Source organism: Diaphorobacter sp. LI3 (assembly GCF_022807955.1).
GTDB lineage: Bacteria > Pseudomonadota > Gammaproteobacteria > Burkholderiales > Burkholderiaceae_C > Diaphorobacter > Diaphorobacter nitroreducens.
The window spans coordinates 855,733-871,405 of the sequence record NZ_CP094346.1; the positions used below are offsets into that span (position 1 = coordinate 855,733).

Consider the following 15,673-nt stretch of genomic DNA (forward strand, 5'->3'; position numbering starts at 1 on the left):
CCTTGAAAGTGTAGTAGTGAGAAAAAAACGATGCCGTGATGGTATCGGCAATCGCGCGTCTGCTGCTGCGTTGCAGCATCGCCATACAACGAGGGGACACTGCATGCGTGAGTTCGACTATGTCGTGATCGGGGGCGGCTCGGCGGGCTGCGTGCTGGCGGGGCGGCTGAGCGAGGACCCCACGGTGCGCGTGTGCCTGCTGGAGGCGGGCGGCAGCGATGCCAGTGTGCTCATCCATTGCCCGGCGGGGCTGGCCGCCATGGCGCGCAGCGGCGCCTTCAACTGGGGGCTGCACACCACGCCGCAGGCGGGCCTGGGCGGGCGTCGGGGCTACCAGCCGCGCGGCAAGGTGCTGGGCGGTTCCAGCTCGGTCAACGCCATGATCTACGCGCGCGGCCACGCCAGCGACTACGACCACTGGGCTGCGGCCGGCAATGCAGGCTGGGGCTGGAACGACGTGCTGCCGTACTTTCTCCGGGCCGAGCACAACGAGCGCGGTGCAAGCGCCTGGCACGGCACGGACGGGCCGCTGAATGTGGCGGACCTGCAGTCGCCGCAGCGTGCCAGCCGCGCCTTCGTCGAAGCCGGTGTGCAGGCTGGCCATCCACGCAATGACGACTTCAACGGCGCGCAACTGGAGGGCGTGGGTCTCTACCAGGTCACGCACCGGGCGGGCGAACGCTTCAGCGTGGCCAAGGCCTACCTCACGCCCCACCTGGGCCGGACCAATCTGCAGGTGGTGACCGGCGCGCAGGCCACGCGCATCCTGTTTGAGGGCCGGCGCGCCACCGGCGTGGAATACCGCCGAGGCGGCCAGACGCAGCAGGTGCGCGCCACGCGTGAGGTGCTGCTGTCGGCGGGGGCGCTGCTATCGCCGCAATTGCTCATGCTCTCGGGTGTGGGGCCGGGCGCGCAGTTGCAGAGCCACGGCATTGGCGTGGTGCACGATCTGCCGGGCGTGGGCGCGCATCTGCACGACCATCCCGACGTGGTGCAGGTGATGGACGCACCGCGGTTGACGGACCTCTTCGGCCTGTCGCTGCCCGGGGCGCTGAACGTGCTGCGCGGCGTGCGGGAGTGGCGTGCGCACCGCAGCGGCATGCTGACCACCAACTTCGCCGAGGCTGGCGGCTTCATCAAGAGTCGCCCCGAGGAGCCATTGCCCGACCTGCAGCTGCACTTCGTGGTCGGCAAGCTGCTGGACCACGGCCGGCGGGCCACATGGGGCCATGGCTATTCCTGCCATGTATGCCTGCTGCAGCCCCGAAGCCGCGGCCGGGTGACGCTGGCCAGCGCCGACCCGGCGGCCGCTCCGCTTGTGGACCCGGCATTCTTCAGTGATCCCGACGACATGCAGCGCATGGTGCGCGGCGTGCGGCGCATGCGCGAGATCCTGGCGCAGCCCGCCCTGGCCAGCCTGGGCGCGCGTGAGCTGCCCCATTCGTCCCGCGCGCAAAGCGATGCACAGATCGAGCAGTTCATCCGCGGCTGGGCCGACACCATCTACCACCCCGTGGGCACGTGCCGCATGGGCTGCGGTCCGCTGGACGTGGTGGATGCCCAACTGCGTGTGCATGGCCTGCAGGCTCTGCGTGTGGTGGACGCATCCATCATGCCGCGCATTGTGAGCGGCAACACGAATGCACCCACGGTGATGATTGCCGAGCGCGCGGTGGACTTGCTGCGCCAGGCTGCATGACGCGCTCCGGTTCGGCAGTGCGCGCTTAAGAAATTTTGAGGGTTCGCATAAGCGTTTTTTAGCAGCACGCGCGCTGCACCGTTCCTAGACTGCACAGCACCTGTGAGACACACGATGTGCCGCATGGGAAGGCGAGGCTCCCAAGCCGCAACACCCACAAGAACCGGAACCGACGATGCAATTCAACCCTCAGGAAATCACCGCGCTCGCGCAGGCCGACGCCGCCGCACCGCGCATGGACCTCTATGCCTTCATCCACAAGGCCTTGCGCGCCTATATGGTCGACACACTCGTGGGCCTAGGTCGTGTGGACGCCGAGGACGACCTCGAACTGTCCCAGGCCGGCGCACGCGTGCTGCAGCTGCTGAGCTTTTGCCGCGCGCACCTGTACCACGAGAACACCTACGTGCATCCCGCCATGGAGCGCCATGCACCTGGCAGCGCCACCGCGGTTGAGCAGGAACATGATGCTCATGGACAGGCGATTGCGGCGCTGGCGGATGCGGCGCAGCAGCTCATGCAATGCCCGCGCGAGCGGCGAGCGCGCGTGGCTCACGCGCTGTACCAACAGCTGGCGCTGTTCGTGGCACACAACTTCGAGCACATGCAGTTGGAGGAGACGGCGCACAACGCCGTGCTCTGGGCGCATTACAGCGACGCGGAACTGGCCGCCATCGAGGGTGCGCTGGTAGCGTCGATACCGCTGGACGAGATGCTCGTCACGCTGCGCTGGATGCTGCCCAGCATGACCCCGAGCGAGCGGGCCATGGTGCTCGGTGACATGCGGCGCAGTGCGCCTCCCGGCATCTTTGACACGGCATTGAGTGTCATGCGTCCGCACCTGTCGAATGGCGAGTGGGGCAAGCTGGCGCGTGCTTTGGAGCTTCCGCAATGAGCCATTGGTTGCTGCGCCATACCCTGGCTGCATTCTGGCTTTGCATGGCCAGCGCGAGTGCCCTGGCTGCGGGCCCCCCGCCCCCCGAACGTTTTCGGCTCACGCCCCAGTTGCTGGAGCGCATGGAGGCACTGCAGGCTGCGTCGCCAGAAGCCGCACGTCCCGGCGACGACGACGAGCCGGACGCGCAGTCCGTTCAGGAGTTGGCGCGTCAGCTGGATGCGGATCCGCGCATCCGTGCCTTGCTGGCCCGCCACCGGGTCAGCAGTATCGAGTACGCCACGGCGGTGTATGCCGCACTGCACGCGGGCATGTTCCTCGCCATGGAATCGCTGGCTGACAAGGCTTCGCGCACCAGCGCGCTGGCATCCTTCACCCCAGAGCAGCGCGCCAACATCGAGTTGCTGCGCCGGCGCCCAATCAAGTGAGCGCCGCGGCGGCGCGACCTTCAACCGCCGGCCATCTCTTCCAACTGCACAGGAGCGTCCAGCCGCAGCCGCAGCCGCCCACGGCCGGTCTTGTCGATATGGATGCCGGTGTCGCTTTCCTGCAGTCGGCGCTGCAGCAACAGCAGGCGCGCCTCCAGGTTGTCGGCCACGCCTGGCAGGCGCAGGCTGGGGTCCAGGCGCAGTTCGCGGTTGCTGAAGTCCTGCCGTCCGGTGCGCTCATGGTCGCGCAGCAGCTTCCACAGGATCGCGCCCGCCACGCCCTTGATGAGATAGGTGTCATTGACGAACACGCTGTCGTTCACCGCGAAATGCCGCACCCGCACGGGCGCCCCCCGCGGCGCCGGCGCGGGCGCGGCTTCTTGCGATGCTTCCGTGGCTTCGTCGGCCGACTGCAGCAGGTCGATCGCGGCGGCCAGCTGTCCTGCCAGCGCCACCAGCGCGTCTTCCTCAGGGTAGCGGAACTGCAGGTCCAGCGGGCTTTCCACGAACAGCACCCCCAGCGTGCGGCCGCAGCTCAACAGGGGCACGGCCAGCTGGCTGTGCGGTGCGGGCAGGCCCGGGTAGGGAATTTCGTGCGCGGGCGCGCTCTGCCCCAGGCTGCTGCGCATGGCATGGCTGTACAGCGCGGCATGGGTCATGTGGCTGATGCGTACCGGCGTGGCTTCGCGCGCGGCGACGCCTATCACGCCCTGGCCCAGCTTGATCTCCGAGCCCACGCCCGAATGTGTGTAGCCATGGCTTGCCACGGTGTACAGGTGGCCCGCTTGCGCATCCAGCATGAGCACCATCGCATGCTGCACGTGCAGATGCTCGTGCAGGCCAGCCAGCAGTGTCTGTAGCAGCTCGTCGAGCGTGGTGCAGCGCGCCAGGCGCTGGCTGCACAGGCGCACGGCGCCCAGCAGATCGGCGCGTGGCAGTTGCGCGGGGCTGGGTGCCAGTCCTTCTCCGGGCACGGGTTCGATGCGCTCGACGGCGTAGACGTCCGATCCCTTGAGTTCGAAGACGCCCGCCATGCCGTTGTGCGAGGCGATGCCCGCCAGCTGCGCGCGCATGCGCTCGAACAGTGCGCCTTCCGCCTCCGTGCGCAAGAAGTGCAGGTGCAGGCGAAAGCAGCGTGCTGTCACGGGGTCCAGCACCAGCACGCTGGCATAGGGGTTGGCGAGGATGTTGGCGCGCGTCTTGTTGAAGAACTGGAACGACAGGGCCACATGCTGCTCATCAACGTAGACCACCTGTGAGATGTAGGCCACGTTGGGCGTGCCGTCGGGGGCGCAGGTGGCCATGATGGCAGGAATCGCGCCCTCCAGGCAGGCGCGGATGGAGCGCAGGGTGGGCGGCACGTTCACGGCTGGCGCTCCTTGCGCAACGGTTCGCCGGCATGTGGGCCGGGGGTCTGGTCGAACGCGGCTTCGGGCGAAAACTCCACTGCCACCAGATCGTCCCGTGGTGCATTCAGCATGGCCGCGGTGTACTGCGGGCCATAGCCCACCTGGGCCACGGCATGCTGCATGGCGGACAGGTAGCTTTGCAGCGCGGGCTCGTCGGCCGGCAGCACGGCACGTTGCACGGCGGCGGTGGCCTTGACCTGCACCGTGCGGTGGGATGGCGGGTCACTGAAGACCACGGCAATGTGGCCGGTGGTGGCAATGTCGGCCAGAAGCTGTCGTGACTGGCTTCGCCGCAGGAAGACCGTGATGCGCTGGCCGTTGGTGCTGATGCGCGCGCCTACGGCGCGCATCACGCTGGGGCGCAACTGCGCGTCGCGCGAGGCCACGATGGTGGAGACGCCCCGGTCCACCAGGGCGATGTATTCGGCGCTCAGAAGCGTAGGCATGCGTGAAAGGCTCAGGCGCGAAAGCGCTTACGGGTGAGCGCCAGGGCCACCCAGTACGCGGCCACGGTGGTCACGGCGATCACCAGGCCGTGGCGCAGCGGGTGCTGCGGCCACTGGTCCATGAAGAGGGGGCGCACCAGTTCCACGGCGTTGGTGAGTGGCAGCCAGTCCGAGGCGAGGCGTATGGCCGTGGGCAGCTGTTCGCGCGGGAAGAAAACACCCGACAGGAACATCATGGGCGTGAGCACCAGCGTGAAGTAATAGGTGAAGAAGTCATAGCCCTTGGCCAGCGCATTGAAGATGAGCGCGATGCTGGAAAACATGATGCCCACGCACAGCAGCACCGGCCAGGCCACGATCAGCTTGGGGCTGTAGCTGATGCCCAGCGCGAGCATCACCCCCAGGATGGCGGTGGTGGTGAACAGCGCCTTGAATGCGGCCCACAGCATCTCGGCCAGCAGCACGCTGTCCAGGCTGATGGGGGCGTTCATGATGCCGTCCCAGGTCTTTTGCACATGCATGCGCGAGAAGGCCGAGTACAGCGCTTCGAAGCTGGCCGCATTCATGGCGCTCATGCAGATCGACCCGCTGGCCAGGAACAGGATGTAGGGCACGTTCTGCCCGCCCACCTGCACCTGTCCCACCAGCGCCCCCATGCCGTAGCCGAAGGCCACCAGCCACATCAGCGGCTCGGCGATGTTGCCCAGCAGGCTGGGCACCGCCAGCTTGCGCCACACCAGCAGGTTGCGCAGGAACACGGGCCACCAGCGCGTCGACAGGTCGGGCGCGCGCCAGGGGCTGGGCGTGGTGGGCGTGGGCATGTCAGCCTTCCTCGCGGATTTGACGCCCGGTGAGCTTGAGGAACAGGTCCTCCAGGTTCGCGGGCCGGTGCAGGGTGCGCAGGCTGCCGTGGGCCGACAGCGCCTGCAGCAGCGGGCGAGCGTCCTGCGTGTAGAAGAACACGGTCTCGCCGCTGACTTCCACACGCCGCGCCAGCGGACGCAACTGCGCATCCTGCGCCAGGGCCAGCGCGCCGGGGCCGTAGGCCTCGACCACGTCGGGTTCCAGGTGCTCGGCGATCAGCGCGCGCGGCGTGCCTTCGGCGATCTTGCGGCCATGGTCCAGCACCAGCAGGCGCGAACACAGGCGCTCGGCCTCATCCATGAAGTGCGTCGTCAGCAGGATGGCCTTGCCGCCCTGCAGCAGCTGCTGCAGCCGCTCCCACATCAGGTGGCGCGCCTGCGGGTCCAGGCCGGTGGTGGGCTCGTCCAGCAACAGCAGGCGCGGGTCGTTGACCAATGCGCGCGCCAGCGACAGGCGCCGGCGCATGCCCCCCGACAGTTCGCCCGGCCGCGCATCGGCCTTGGCCGTGAGCGCGGCGAACTCCAGCAGCGGCGCGATGCGCTGCGCCATGGCCGTGCCCTTCAGGCCGAAGTAGCGGCCGAACACGCGCAGGTTTTCGGCGCAGCTGAAGTCCGGGTCCAGGCTGTCGAACTGCGTCACCACGCCCAGTTGGGCCTTGATGGCCAGCGCGTCCTGCGGCATGGCGAGCGGCGCAGCGCCGCCGCCAGGGTGAAAGTGCACGCTGCCCTCGTCGGGCGCCGTGAGGCCCAGGCACATGCGCAGGGTGGTGGTCTTGCCCGCGCCGTTGGGGCCGATCACGCCCAGGCACTCCCCCGGCGCGATGGCGAACGACAGCCCATCCACCACGGTGGCGGTGCCATAGCGCTTGCGCAGGTCGCGGGCTTCCAGAAGCACTTGCATGGCGCGATTGTGGGGGGAAGACCGCGCCATTGCAGAGGTTTATGAGAAAAATGGCGCTGGCGCTTTACAGATAAGCGCTAATAGCTATCAAAACCAGAGTTTTCTGAGAGCGGGGCGCCCTTTGGATGCCCGCTTTCCATGGTCCAATCGTCAAAGCCAACCAACCACGATGGACACCATGGACACAACCGGCTTTCAGGACACGCTGGCCGTTCTGGCGGGCGCCCTGGGCAGCGGCCTGCTGATGGGGATCGAGCGCGAACGGCGCAAGGGCCAGGGCCCGTTGCGCGCGCTCGCGGGCGTGCGCTCGTTCACGCTGGCGGCGGTGTCGGGTGCGACGGCGGCGCTGCTGGGCAGCGAGGCGCTGGTGGCGGTGGGCGCGGTGTTCATTGCGCTGCTGGGCGTGGTGGCCTATGCGCGCGACCGCTCCGAAGACCCCGGCGTGACCACCGAGATCGCGCTGCTGCTGGCCTACCTGATCGGCGTGCTGTGCACGCAGAGCCTGCCCGTGGCGGCGGGGCTGGCCGTCGCCGTGACCAGCCTGCTGGCGGCGCGTGAGGCGCTGCACGAGTTTTCGCGCGAGTGGCTGCGCCAGGGCGAGGTGCGGGGCGGGCTGATCCTGGCTGCGCTGGCGCTGTTGGTATTGCCGCTGGCGCCCAACCAGCCCCTGTGGGGGGAGGCGCTGAACCCCCAGGTGCTGGTGCGCCTGGTGGTGGTGCTGCTGGTGATCCAGGCGCTGGCGCATCTGGCGCGCCGGCTCATGGACGCGCGCCGCGCGAACGCCCTGTCGGCGCTGGCCTCGGGTTTCATCTCCAGCACCGCCACCATCGCCAGCCTGGGCGTGGCCGTGCGCGAGGGGCGCGAGCCCGTGCGCGCGCAGGGGGGCGCGGCCGTGCTGTCGTGCGTGGCGACCATGGCGCAGATCCTGGTGGTGGCGGCCACCGTGCAGCCCCAATGGCTGGTGCGGCTGTGGGCGCCGGCACTGGCGGGCGGGGTGGTGGCGCTGGTCTGGGGGTGGGCACTGCTGCGCAGCATGCCCGCGGGTGAGGCGCCGGCCCCGGCGGACGTGGACGGCACGGCGCTGTTCAAACTGCGCGACGCGCTGCTGATCGCCGCGCTGCTCACGGCTGTGCAGGTGCTGGTGCAGGCACTGCGCGGCTGGTGGGGCGACGCGGGCCTGCTGGCCGGCGCCCTGGTGGCGGCGCTGGCCGACGTCCATGCGGCGGCCGCGGCCATCATGTCGCAGGGCCGGCCGCTGGACCCCGTGGGGCCCAGCCTGGTGAGCGCGCTGGCGGCGGGGCTGAGCGTGCACGCCGTCAGCAAATGCGTGACGGCCCTGGTCAGCGGGGGCTGGCGTTATGCCGTGGCGGCCGGTGGCGGCGTGGTGCTGCACACGCTGGCCTTCGTCGCGGTGCTGTTGCTACTCTAAATTGATAAAAGGCGGCTCAAACGCTTATGGGATAAGCGCGAGCAGCTATCGATGAAATAGCAATGGCTGCGGCTACTGGAACGCCACTTCGGCAAAGCTGCGCAGCTTGCGGCTGTGCAGCCGGTGCACGCCGCCCGCGCGCAGGATGTCGATGGCGCGCATGCCGATGCGCAGATGTTGGTCCACGCGTTCGCGGTAGAAATGGTTGGCCATGCCGGGCAGCTTGATCTCGCCGTGCAGCGGCTTGTCGCTCACGCACAGCAGGGTGCCGTAGGGCACGCGGAAGCGAAAACCGTTGGCGGCGATGGTGGCGCTTTCCATGTCCAGCGCCACGGCGCGGCTTTGGCTGAAGCGGCGCTGGGGCATGTTGTCGGGCAGCAATTCCCAGTTGCGGTTGTCGGTGCTGGCCACGGTGCCGGTGCGCATGATGCGCTTGAGCTGGTCCTGCGGCATCTGCGTCACGTCGGCCACGGCCTGCTGCAGCGCCATCTGGATCTCGGCCAGCGCGGGGATGGGCACCCACAGCGGCAGCTCCTCGTCCAGCACATGGTCCTCGCGCACGTAGGCGTGGGCGAGTACGTAGTCGCCCAGCTGCTGGCTGTTGCGCAGGCCCGCGCAGTGGCCCAGCATCATCCAGGCGTGGGGGCGCAGCACGGCGATGTGGTCGGTGATGGTCTTGGCGTTGCTCGGGCCCACGCCGATGTTGACCATGGTGATGCCGCTGCGGTCCGCGCGCACGAGGTGGTAGGCGGGCATCTGCGGCAGGCGGGCCGGGGCCACGCCCAGGTCGTCGCCGGCCTGCTCGGGCAGGCCCGTGCGGCGCGTGACCACGTTGCCCGGCTCAATGAAGGCGATGTACTCGCTGTCGGGCTTGGCCATCTCGGCATGGCCCAGGCGCACGAACTCGTCGATGTAGAACTGGTAATTGGTGAACAGCACGAAGTTTTGGAACCACTCGGGCTGCGTGCCGGTGTAGTGGCGCAGGCGGTGCAGCGAATAGTCCACGCGCGGCGCGGTAAACAGCGACAGCGGCTGCGCCTCGCCAGCGCGCGGCGACCAGGTGCCGTTGGCAATGCCGTCGTCCATGGCCTCCAGGTCGGGCAGGTCGAACACGTCGCGCATCAGCATGCGCCGCTCGGGGCTGAGCGTGCCTTCGATGTGGTCGTGCTCGGCGAACGAGAAGTGGATGGGGATGGGCTGATTGCTCACGCCCACTTCCAGCTCGACGTTGTGGCTGGCGCGCAACAGGCGCAGCTGCTCCGTGTAGTAGTCGGCGAACAGGTCAGGCCGCGTGAGCGTGGTCTCGTAGCGCCCCGGCCCCTCCACGAAGCCATAGGCCAGGTGCGTGGGCGCGCGCGCCACGGTGCTGGTCTGCACGCGCACGAAGGGATAGAACGCGCGCACGGGTGCGGCGGGCGTCTCTCCCGCCACGAAGCGCTGCATGGCGCTGCGCAGATGGTCGATCTGCTGCTGGTAGATGCGCTGCACCTGGGCCAGCGCCTCGGTCTCGGTCGTGTGGAAGGTGGGATCGGGAAGTGCGGGGATCTGAGCCATGGTGCCTATTGTCCACGCCGCATGTGTCAGCGTGGGCACGGCGCCGGGCCGGGCCGGCTGCTCACTCGGCCCGGGCGCGCAGCCACTCGCGGGCGCGCTGCGCATCCATGGGCGGTGCGATGCCAAAGCCCTGCGCCAGTTCGCAGCCCAGGCGCTGCAGCAGCGCGAGCTGCTCCGCGGTCTCCACGCCTTCGGCCACGGGCTGCAGCTGCAGGCTGTGCGCGAGCTGGATGATGGCGGTGACGATGGCCACGTCTTCGCTGTCGGCAGGCGTGTCGGTGACGAAGGAGCGGTCCACCTTGATCTTGTCCAGCGGGTAGCGTTTGAGGTAGGCCAGCGACGAGTAGCCCGTGCCGAAGTCGTCCACCGTTACGGCAACGCCCAGGGCCTGCAGGGCCTGCAGGGTGGTGCGCGTGTGGTCGGCCTGCTGCATGAGGGCGGATTCGGTGATCTCCACCTCCAGGTACTGCGGTGCGAGCCCCGCGGACTGCAGCACCTGGGCGATCTCGCCCACCACGTCGCGCTGGCGGAACTCGATAGCTGAGAGGTTCACCGCCACCGGCACCCGGGGCAGCCCTTCGTCGTGCCATGCCTTGAGCTGGCGGCAGGCTTCGTGCAACACCCAGCGGCCGATGGGCGTGATGAGCCCGCGCGATTCGGCGAGCGGAATGAACTCATCCGGCCCCACGAGGCCGCGCACCGGGTGTCGCCAACGCACCAGCGCCTCAAAGCCCACCAGCCGGCCGTCGGCCACCCGCACCTGGGGCTGGTAGTGCAGTGCGAAGGCCCCTTGGAACACGGCCTCGCGCAGCAGGTGCTCTTGCTGCAGCAGCTCCGTGGGTTGGCCTTCCATGCCCGGTTCATAGAACATGCGCGTGCCCCGCCCGCTTTCCTTGGTGTGGTGCATGGCCGCGTCGGCGCGCCGCAGCAGGTCGTCGGGGCTGTAGCCGTCGTCCGGAAAGACGCTGATGCCGATGGAGGGTGACAGCGACAGCGGCGTGCCACCGATGGCGAACTCGGCGCGCACGCGCGCCAGCAGCGCATCGGCCACTTCGGCCGCTGCGGCGCGGTTGGCCAGGTCGGGCAGCAGCACGATGAATTGGTCGCCGCCCACGCGCGCGACGAAGTCGGTGGCCTTCACCCCGTCCTGCAGGCGCCGCGCCATCTCGATCAGCAGCTGGTCGCCGGCCTGGTTTCCCAGGGACTCGTTGACCGTCTTGAAATGGTCCAGGTCGATGAACAGCACGGCGGCGCGGGTCTGCCGCTCCTGCGCGGCACTCGCCATGCGTGCCAGCTGCATCATGAGGTGGCGCCGGTTGGGCAGTTGGGTCAGCGTGTCATGCAGCACCAGGAAGCGCGCCTGCTCCTGCGCCTGCTTGCGCGCCGTGATGTCGCGCACCACCACCACGCGGTAGTCACCCTCCTGCTGGGGCATGGTCTTGCCCACCACCTCGATCGGGATCACGCGGCCGTCCTTGTGGCGCATGGCGAGCTCGTAGGGCTTCTCGCTGCCGCGGCGCGTGTATTCCACGGCCAGCGCGCGGTACTCAGGCAGCGCGAAATCGAAGATGGATTGGCCTACGAGCTCGGCCAGCGAATAGCCAACCATGCGCTGCAGCGCTTCGTTGGCATCCAGAATGCGCCCGTCGCGGTGAAAGGCAAGTCCCTCCTCGGTAGCGATGGCGAACTTGCGCATGCGCTCCTCGCTCTGGCGCACGGCGCGCTCGTCCTCCCAGTGGTGGGTGATGTCGTTGATGAGCACGAATGCACCCACCATCGCGTTGCGTCCTTCGCGCACCCCGAAGTGCGGCTGCAGGCTGATCTCCAGCATATGCGCGCGCCCCTGCGGGCCGGCGTATTCGCGGGTGTACTGAACGCTCTCCCCAGCCAGCGCGCGCTGCACGTAGGGCAGGATCTCCTGCCAGGCCTTTTCGCCGATCGCCTCGCGCACCGTCTTGCCGATGATGCTCTGCACCGTTTGCCCGCTGAAGGCGGCATAGCGCTGGTTGGCGAACACGCAGCGCAGGCTGGTCGATTCGTAATAGGCCAGCATGACGGGCACCGAGTCGGCGATGAGCCGCAGCAGCGCATCACTGGCGCGGGGGCCCAGGTCGGGCAGGGGGGGGGAGGCAGGGGGGCGAGGGGAGGGCATATCCAGTGCCAGTGGGCGGTCGGTCCCGGAGCTTATATCCCAACGCCTGGCCTTTGGCGAGCAGGCGCGTCCGGCGGCGCGCCGGGCGCTTGTGTGCCAGCAGGGCGGCACGGCGGTGGGATAATCGCTGTATGCCTTCCGCACCCTCCGGCCCCTTGAGCGTTCCCGCGTGGATGACGCCCCACAACCTGCTGCGCGCCTCGGTGGGCGTGGCCCTGCTCACCATCGTGCTCAAGACGCTGGCCTGGTGGGTCAGCGGCTCGGTGGGCCTGCTGTCGGATGCGCTGGAGTCGTTCGTCAATCTGGCGGGCGCGATGTTCGCGCTGGCCATGGTGACCATTGCGCGCCGCCCGGCGGACGAGGACCACCCCTACGGACACCACAAGGCGGAATATTTCTCGTCCGGCTTCGAGGGCATTCTCATCGTGGGCGCCAGCATCGCCACCCTCTGGGCGGCTGTGCTGCGGCTGATGCACCCGCAACCGCTGGAGCAACTGGGCTGGGGCATGGGCCTGTCGCTGTTGAGCACGGCCTGCAACGGCCTGCTGGCCTGGGGCATGCTGCGCGCGGCGCAGGTGCACCGGTCGCTGGCGCTGGAAGGCGATGCGCGGCACCTGATGACCGACGTGTGGACCTCCATCGGCGTGGTGGGCGGGCTACTGGCCGCTGGCGCCACCGGTTGGCTGTGGCTGGACCCGCTGGTGGCGATCGCGGTGGCGTTGAACATCCTGCGCGAAGGGGGCGCGCTGATCTGGCGCGCCTCGCAGGGTCTCATGGACGAAGCCATGGAGCCTGGCCTGCTGGCGCGCGTGTTCACGGTGTTGGGCGAGCACAACCACGCCAGCGCAGGGGTGGTGTATTTCGACAGCCTCACCTCGCGCCGCGCCGGCGCGCGCAACTACGTGGATCTGCACATGCATGTGCCCGCGCACTGGACGCTGGGGCATGCCGCCGAGCAGCGCACCGCCGTCGAGCAGGCCCTGATGCAGGCCGTGCCCGGCCTGCGCGCCACCATCGAACTGCTGCCCGAAGGGCAGGCTACGGTGTTCGAGACCGCCGAGGCGGCCGCGCCGGGAGGAGCCGGCACATGATCGGCCTGCTGCAGCGCGTGCGCGAGGCGCGCGTGGAAGTGGCCGGCGAGATCGTGGGCCGCATCGGCCCGGGGCTGCTGGCGCTGGTGTGCGCCGAGCAGGGCGACAGCGAGGCGCAGGCCGACAAACTGCTGGCCAAAATGCTCAAGCTGCGCATCTTCAGCGACGAGGCCGGCAAGATGAACCGCAGCGTGCAGGACCTGGACGGGCAGGGCACCTGCGGCGGCCTGCTCATCGTCAGCCAGTTCACCCTGGCCGCCGACACGCGCGGCGGCAACCGGCCCAGCTTCACGCAGGCGGCACTGCCGGCGCAGGGGGAGCGGCTGTACGACTACTTCGTCGCCCAGGCGCGCGCCGTGCACCCCATGGTGGCCACGGGCCGCTTTGCCGCCGACATGCAGGTGCACCTGGTCAACGACGGACCGGTGACCCTTCCGCTGCGGATAGCGCCGCCGGGATAATTGGCGACCATGACCATCTCTTCAGGCGCGTCGCCTGCTCCGTCCGCCTCCGCCTTCTCATCGCTGCCTCTGTCCCCTGAAATGCTGGCCAACCTGCAGCAGCTGGGCTATGCGCAGATGACGCCCATCCAGGCCGCCAGCCTGCCTTTCAGCCTGCAGGGCCGTGATCTGATCGCCCAGGCCAGCACCGGCAGCGGCAAGACAGCGGCCTTTGGCTTGGCCATGGTCGATCGGCTGAACCCGCGCTGGTTCGCCGTCCAGGGCCTGGTGCTGTGCCCCACGCGCGAGCTGGCCGATCAGGTGGCCACCGAGATCCGCCGCTTGGCGCGTGCGCAAGACAACATCAAGGTCGTCACTGTGTATGGGGGCGTGCCTTCGCGCGGCGCGATTGCTTCGCTGGAGAACGGTGCCCACATCGTGGTCGGCACGCCGGGCCGCGTGATGGACCTGATGGAGCGCGGCAAGCTCGACATCGCCAACCTCAAGACCTTGGTGCTTGACGAGGCCGACCGCATGCTGGACATGGGCTTCCTGGCCGATATTGAGACCGTGGTGCGCCAGTGTCCGGCCGAGCGCCAGACCCTGCTGTTCTCCGCCACCTATCCCGACGGCATTGCGGGACTGGCACAGCGTTTCATGCGCGCGCCCCAGATGGTGAAGGTGGCCGCCCAGCACGGTGCAGGCAAGATCGCGCAGCGCTGGTATGAGGTGGATGCACGCGAGAAGGTCGACGTGGTGGCGCGCATGCTCGCGCACTTTCGCCCTGCGTCGAGCATTGCCTTCTGCAATACCAAGCAGCAGTGCCGTAACGTGGTGACTGCGCTGCAGAGCCAGGGATTCAGTGCCCTCGCCCTGTTTGGCGAGTTGGAGCAGCGCGAGCGTGACGAGGTGCTGGTGCAGTTTGCCAACAAGAGCTGCAGCGTGCTCGTGGCCACCGACGTGGCGGCGCGCGGCATCGATATTGCCGACCTCTCGGCCGTGATCAACGTCGACGTGACGCCCGATCCCGAGGTGCACATCCACCGCATCGGCCGCACGGGCCGTGGCGATGCCGAGGGGCTGGCGCTGAACCTGGTCAGCATGGATGAGATGGGCAGCGTGGGCAGGATCGAATTGCTGCAAGGCCGTGCGTGCGAGTTCTTTCCGGTGGATGAACTCACCCCCACGGCAGGGGGCGAACTGCAGCCACCCATGTGCACCATCCAAATCATCGGCGGGCGCAGGGAGAAGATCCGCGCCGGCGACGTGATGGGCGCCATGTGCGCCGACTTCGGCTATGCGCGCGAGCAGATCGGCAAGATCAACGTCAACGATTTTTCCACCTACGTGGCCGTGGACCGCGCCATCGCGGCCCAGGCCTGCGCCAAGCTGAATGCGGGCCGCGTCAAAGGCAAGATGGTGAAGGCGCGCTTGCTGTAGCGCGCCTGGGGCCTTGGGGGCGGGGTTCAGCCCTTCAGGAAGAACAGCCCCGCCATCACCAGCCCCGTGGCCACAATGCCCCAGCGCAGCACCGGCGCAGGCAGTTGGCGTGCCACGCGCGCGCCGCCATAGCCGCCCAACGTGGCGGCCACCATCATCACCAGGGCCTGCGGCCACAGCACGATGCCGCCTGCGGCATAGATGGCCACGGCAATCGCCGTGAGCAGGGCCGACACGAGGTTCTTCATGCCGTTCATGGCGTTGAGCTGCGTCTGCCCCAGCAGCCCGAACAGCGCCAGCAGCAGGATGCCCAGGCCCCCGTTGAAATAGCCCCCGTAGGCCGCCACCGCCAGCATGCCCGCGCCGGCTTTCAGGGCCGAGGGCGTGCCATGGCCGGCTTTGCCGGCCCATTGCCGCAGCTGCGGGCCAAAGGCGAAGAGTGCCGTGGCCGCCAGCAGCAGCCAGGGCACGACCTTGCGGAAGGTGGCGTCGGGCGTGAACAGCAGCAGCGCCGCACCGGCCGAGCCGCCGATGAGCGACAGCACGACCACGGCGCGCATCGACAGGCCCGGCGGCGGTTGCATGTCTTCCCGAAAGCCCCAGGCACCGGCCATGTAGCCGGGCAGCAAGGCCACAGTGCCGGTGGCGTTGGCGACCACGGGCGGCACGCCGGTGAACACCAGCGCGGGCAGGGTGAGGAAGCTGCCGCCGCCGGCTACCGCGTTGAGCGCACCGGCGATGAATGCGGCGGTGAGCAGAAGTGCCAAGTGGCCGATGGAGGTCGTCCAGCCCAGGATGTCCATGCGTGGGTTCTTCCCTTAAGAGATGGTTGCCGCGTGAGAGGCGGACCTGCAGGACGCAGGTCGCGCGGCATCTTAGGCCGCACCGACGGGCGCGTTTGTGACCTGGGCGCAAAACAGCTTTCC

Annotated in this window: 13 protein-coding genes and 1 pseudogene; 7 read left to right on the forward strand and 7 right to left on the reverse strand. The window is 68.6% G+C overall.

Features of this window, described 5'->3' with window-relative positions; translation table 11 throughout:
• Nucleotides 1-103 precede the first annotated feature (103 nt).
• The 3 genes from MRB47_RS04010 (at nucleotide 104) to MRB47_RS04020 (ending at nucleotide 3,022) form a co-directional block, all read left to right on the forward strand.
• Nucleotides 104-1,699 carry a GMC family oxidoreductase gene (locus MRB47_RS04010; protein ID WP_252101961.1) on the forward strand — a complete coding sequence of 532 codons (1,596 nt, stop codon included), beginning with the start codon at nucleotides 104-106 and terminating at the stop codon, nucleotides 1,697-1,699.
• 175 nt (nucleotides 1,700-1,874) lie between these two features.
• Nucleotides 1,875-2,594 carry a hypothetical protein gene (locus MRB47_RS04015; RefSeq protein WP_252101962.1) on the forward strand — a complete coding sequence of 240 codons (720 nt, stop codon included), beginning with the start codon at nucleotides 1,875-1,877 and terminating at the stop codon, nucleotides 2,592-2,594.
• A complete protein-coding gene (locus MRB47_RS04020; RefSeq protein WP_252101963.1) occupies nucleotides 2,591-3,022 on the forward strand; it encodes a hypothetical protein in 432 nt (143 codons plus the stop codon). Before MRB47_RS04015 ends, MRB47_RS04020 begins: the two co-directional genes overlap by 4 nt.
• Nucleotides 3,023-3,042: 20 nt before the next feature.
• Here the strand turns inward: MRB47_RS04020 and MRB47_RS04025 are convergent, their stop codons facing one another.
• From MRB47_RS04025 to MRB47_RS04040, 4 genes and pseudogenes are all read right to left on the reverse strand, one after another.
• Entirely contained in the window at nucleotides 3,043-4,389 is a 1,347-nt protein-coding gene (locus MRB47_RS04025) for a GAF domain-containing protein (RefSeq protein WP_252101964.1), read from the reverse strand.
• Nucleotides 4,386-4,877, reverse strand: a complete 492-nt coding sequence (locus MRB47_RS04030) for a hypothetical protein (protein WP_088887735.1) — start codon at nucleotides 4,875-4,877, stop codon at nucleotides 4,386-4,388. Before MRB47_RS04030 ends, MRB47_RS04025 begins: the two co-directional genes overlap by 4 nt.
• Nucleotides 4,878-4,888: 11 nt before the next feature.
• Nucleotides 4,889-5,698, reverse strand: a complete 810-nt coding sequence (locus MRB47_RS04035; RefSeq protein ID WP_012655518.1) for an ABC transporter permease — start codon at nucleotides 5,696-5,698, stop codon at nucleotides 4,889-4,891.
• Between the two features lies 1 nt (nucleotide 5,699).
• Nucleotides 5,700-6,572, reverse strand: a pseudogene (locus tag MRB47_RS04040) (ATP-binding cassette domain-containing protein); the annotation flags it as partial.
• 247 nt (nucleotides 6,573-6,819) lie between these two features.
• On the opposite strand from MRB47_RS04040, the gene MRB47_RS04045 reads away from it, so the two are divergent.
• On the forward strand, nucleotides 6,820-8,070 hold the full coding sequence (locus MRB47_RS04045) for an MgtC/SapB family protein (protein ID WP_228403604.1): 1,251 nt from the start codon (nucleotides 6,820-6,822) through the stop codon (nucleotides 8,068-8,070).
• Between the two features lie 72 nt (nucleotides 8,071-8,142).
• Here MRB47_RS04045 and MRB47_RS04050 read toward each other — a convergent pair whose 3' ends face one another.
• Nucleotides 8,143-9,624, reverse strand: coding sequence for an AMP nucleosidase (locus MRB47_RS04050; RefSeq protein ID WP_252101965.1), 1,482 nt, complete (start codon nucleotides 9,622-9,624; stop codon nucleotides 8,143-8,145).
• Nucleotides 9,625-9,685: 61 nt separating this feature from the next.
• Nucleotides 9,686-11,776, reverse strand: coding sequence for a putative bifunctional diguanylate cyclase/phosphodiesterase (locus MRB47_RS04055; protein ID WP_252101966.1), 2,091 nt, complete (start codon nucleotides 11,774-11,776; stop codon nucleotides 9,686-9,688).
• Between the two features lie 131 nt (nucleotides 11,777-11,907).
• On the opposite strand from MRB47_RS04055, the gene MRB47_RS04060 reads away from it, so the two are divergent.
• From MRB47_RS04060 to dbpA, 3 genes are read left to right on the forward strand one after another with little or no spacing between them, the layout of a single operon-like run.
• Complete coding sequence (locus MRB47_RS04060) at nucleotides 11,908-12,867, forward strand: cation diffusion facilitator family transporter (protein ID WP_252101967.1); 960 nt, start codon at nucleotides 11,908-11,910, stop codon at nucleotides 12,865-12,867.
• The gene (gene dtd / locus MRB47_RS04065) at nucleotides 12,864-13,328 is read left to right on the forward strand and encodes a D-aminoacyl-tRNA deacylase (RefSeq protein ID WP_252101968.1); all 465 of its coding nucleotides are present in this window, start codon (nucleotides 12,864-12,866) and stop codon (nucleotides 13,326-13,328) included. Before MRB47_RS04060 ends, dtd begins: the two co-directional genes overlap by 4 nt.
• A gap of 9 nt (nucleotides 13,329-13,337) precedes the next feature.
• A complete protein-coding gene (gene dbpA, locus MRB47_RS04070; RefSeq protein ID WP_252101969.1) occupies nucleotides 13,338-14,747 on the forward strand; it encodes an ATP-dependent RNA helicase DbpA in 1,410 nt (469 codons plus the stop codon).
• Nucleotides 14,748-14,773: 26 nt separating this feature from the next.
• Here dbpA and MRB47_RS04075 read toward each other — a convergent pair whose 3' ends face one another.
• Nucleotides 14,774-15,550: a sulfite exporter TauE/SafE family protein gene (locus MRB47_RS04075; RefSeq protein ID WP_011806797.1), complete on the reverse strand. Its 777-nt coding sequence runs from the start codon at nucleotides 15,548-15,550 to the stop codon at nucleotides 14,774-14,776.
• Nucleotides 15,551-15,673: the final 123 nt, after the last annotated feature.

Excerpts from the sequence above, each read along its gene's own strand:
- MRB47_RS04010 (WP_252101961.1), top strand. The coding sequence starts at position 104 with ATGCGTGAGTTCGACTATGTCGTGATCGGGGGCGGCTCGGCGGGCTGC.
- MRB47_RS04015 (WP_252101962.1), top strand. The coding sequence starts at position 1,875 with ATGCAATTCAACCCTCAGGAAATCACCGCGCTCGCGCAGGCCGACGCC.
- MRB47_RS04020 (WP_252101963.1), top strand. The coding sequence starts at position 2,591 with ATGAGCCATTGGTTGCTGCGCCATACCCTGGCTGCATTCTGGCTTTGC.
- MRB47_RS04030 (WP_088887735.1), bottom strand. The coding sequence starts at position 4,877 with ATGCCTACGCTTCTGAGCGCCGAATACATCGCCCTGGTGGACCGGGGC.
- MRB47_RS04035 (WP_012655518.1), bottom strand. The coding sequence starts at position 5,698 with ATGCCCACGCCCACCACGCCCAGCCCCTGGCGCGCGCCCGACCTGTCG.
- MRB47_RS04045 (WP_228403604.1), top strand. The coding sequence starts at position 6,820 with ATGGACACAACCGGCTTTCAGGACACGCTGGCCGTTCTGGCGGGCGCC.
- MRB47_RS04050 (WP_252101965.1), bottom strand. The coding sequence starts at position 9,624 with ATGGCTCAGATCCCCGCACTTCCCGATCCCACCTTCCACACGACCGAG.
- MRB47_RS04055 (WP_252101966.1), bottom strand. The coding sequence starts at position 11,776 with ATGCCCTCCCCTCGCCCCCCTGCCTCCCCCCCCCTGCCCGACCTGGGC.
- MRB47_RS04060 (WP_252101967.1), top strand. The coding sequence starts at position 11,908 with ATGCCTTCCGCACCCTCCGGCCCCTTGAGCGTTCCCGCGTGGATGACG.
- dtd (WP_252101968.1), top strand. The coding sequence starts at position 12,864 with ATGATCGGCCTGCTGCAGCGCGTGCGCGAGGCGCGCGTGGAAGTGGCC.
- dbpA (WP_252101969.1), top strand. The coding sequence starts at position 13,338 with ATGACCATCTCTTCAGGCGCGTCGCCTGCTCCGTCCGCCTCCGCCTTC.
- MRB47_RS04075 (WP_011806797.1), bottom strand. The coding sequence starts at position 15,550 with ATGGACATCCTGGGCTGGACGACCTCCATCGGCCACTTGGCACTTCTG.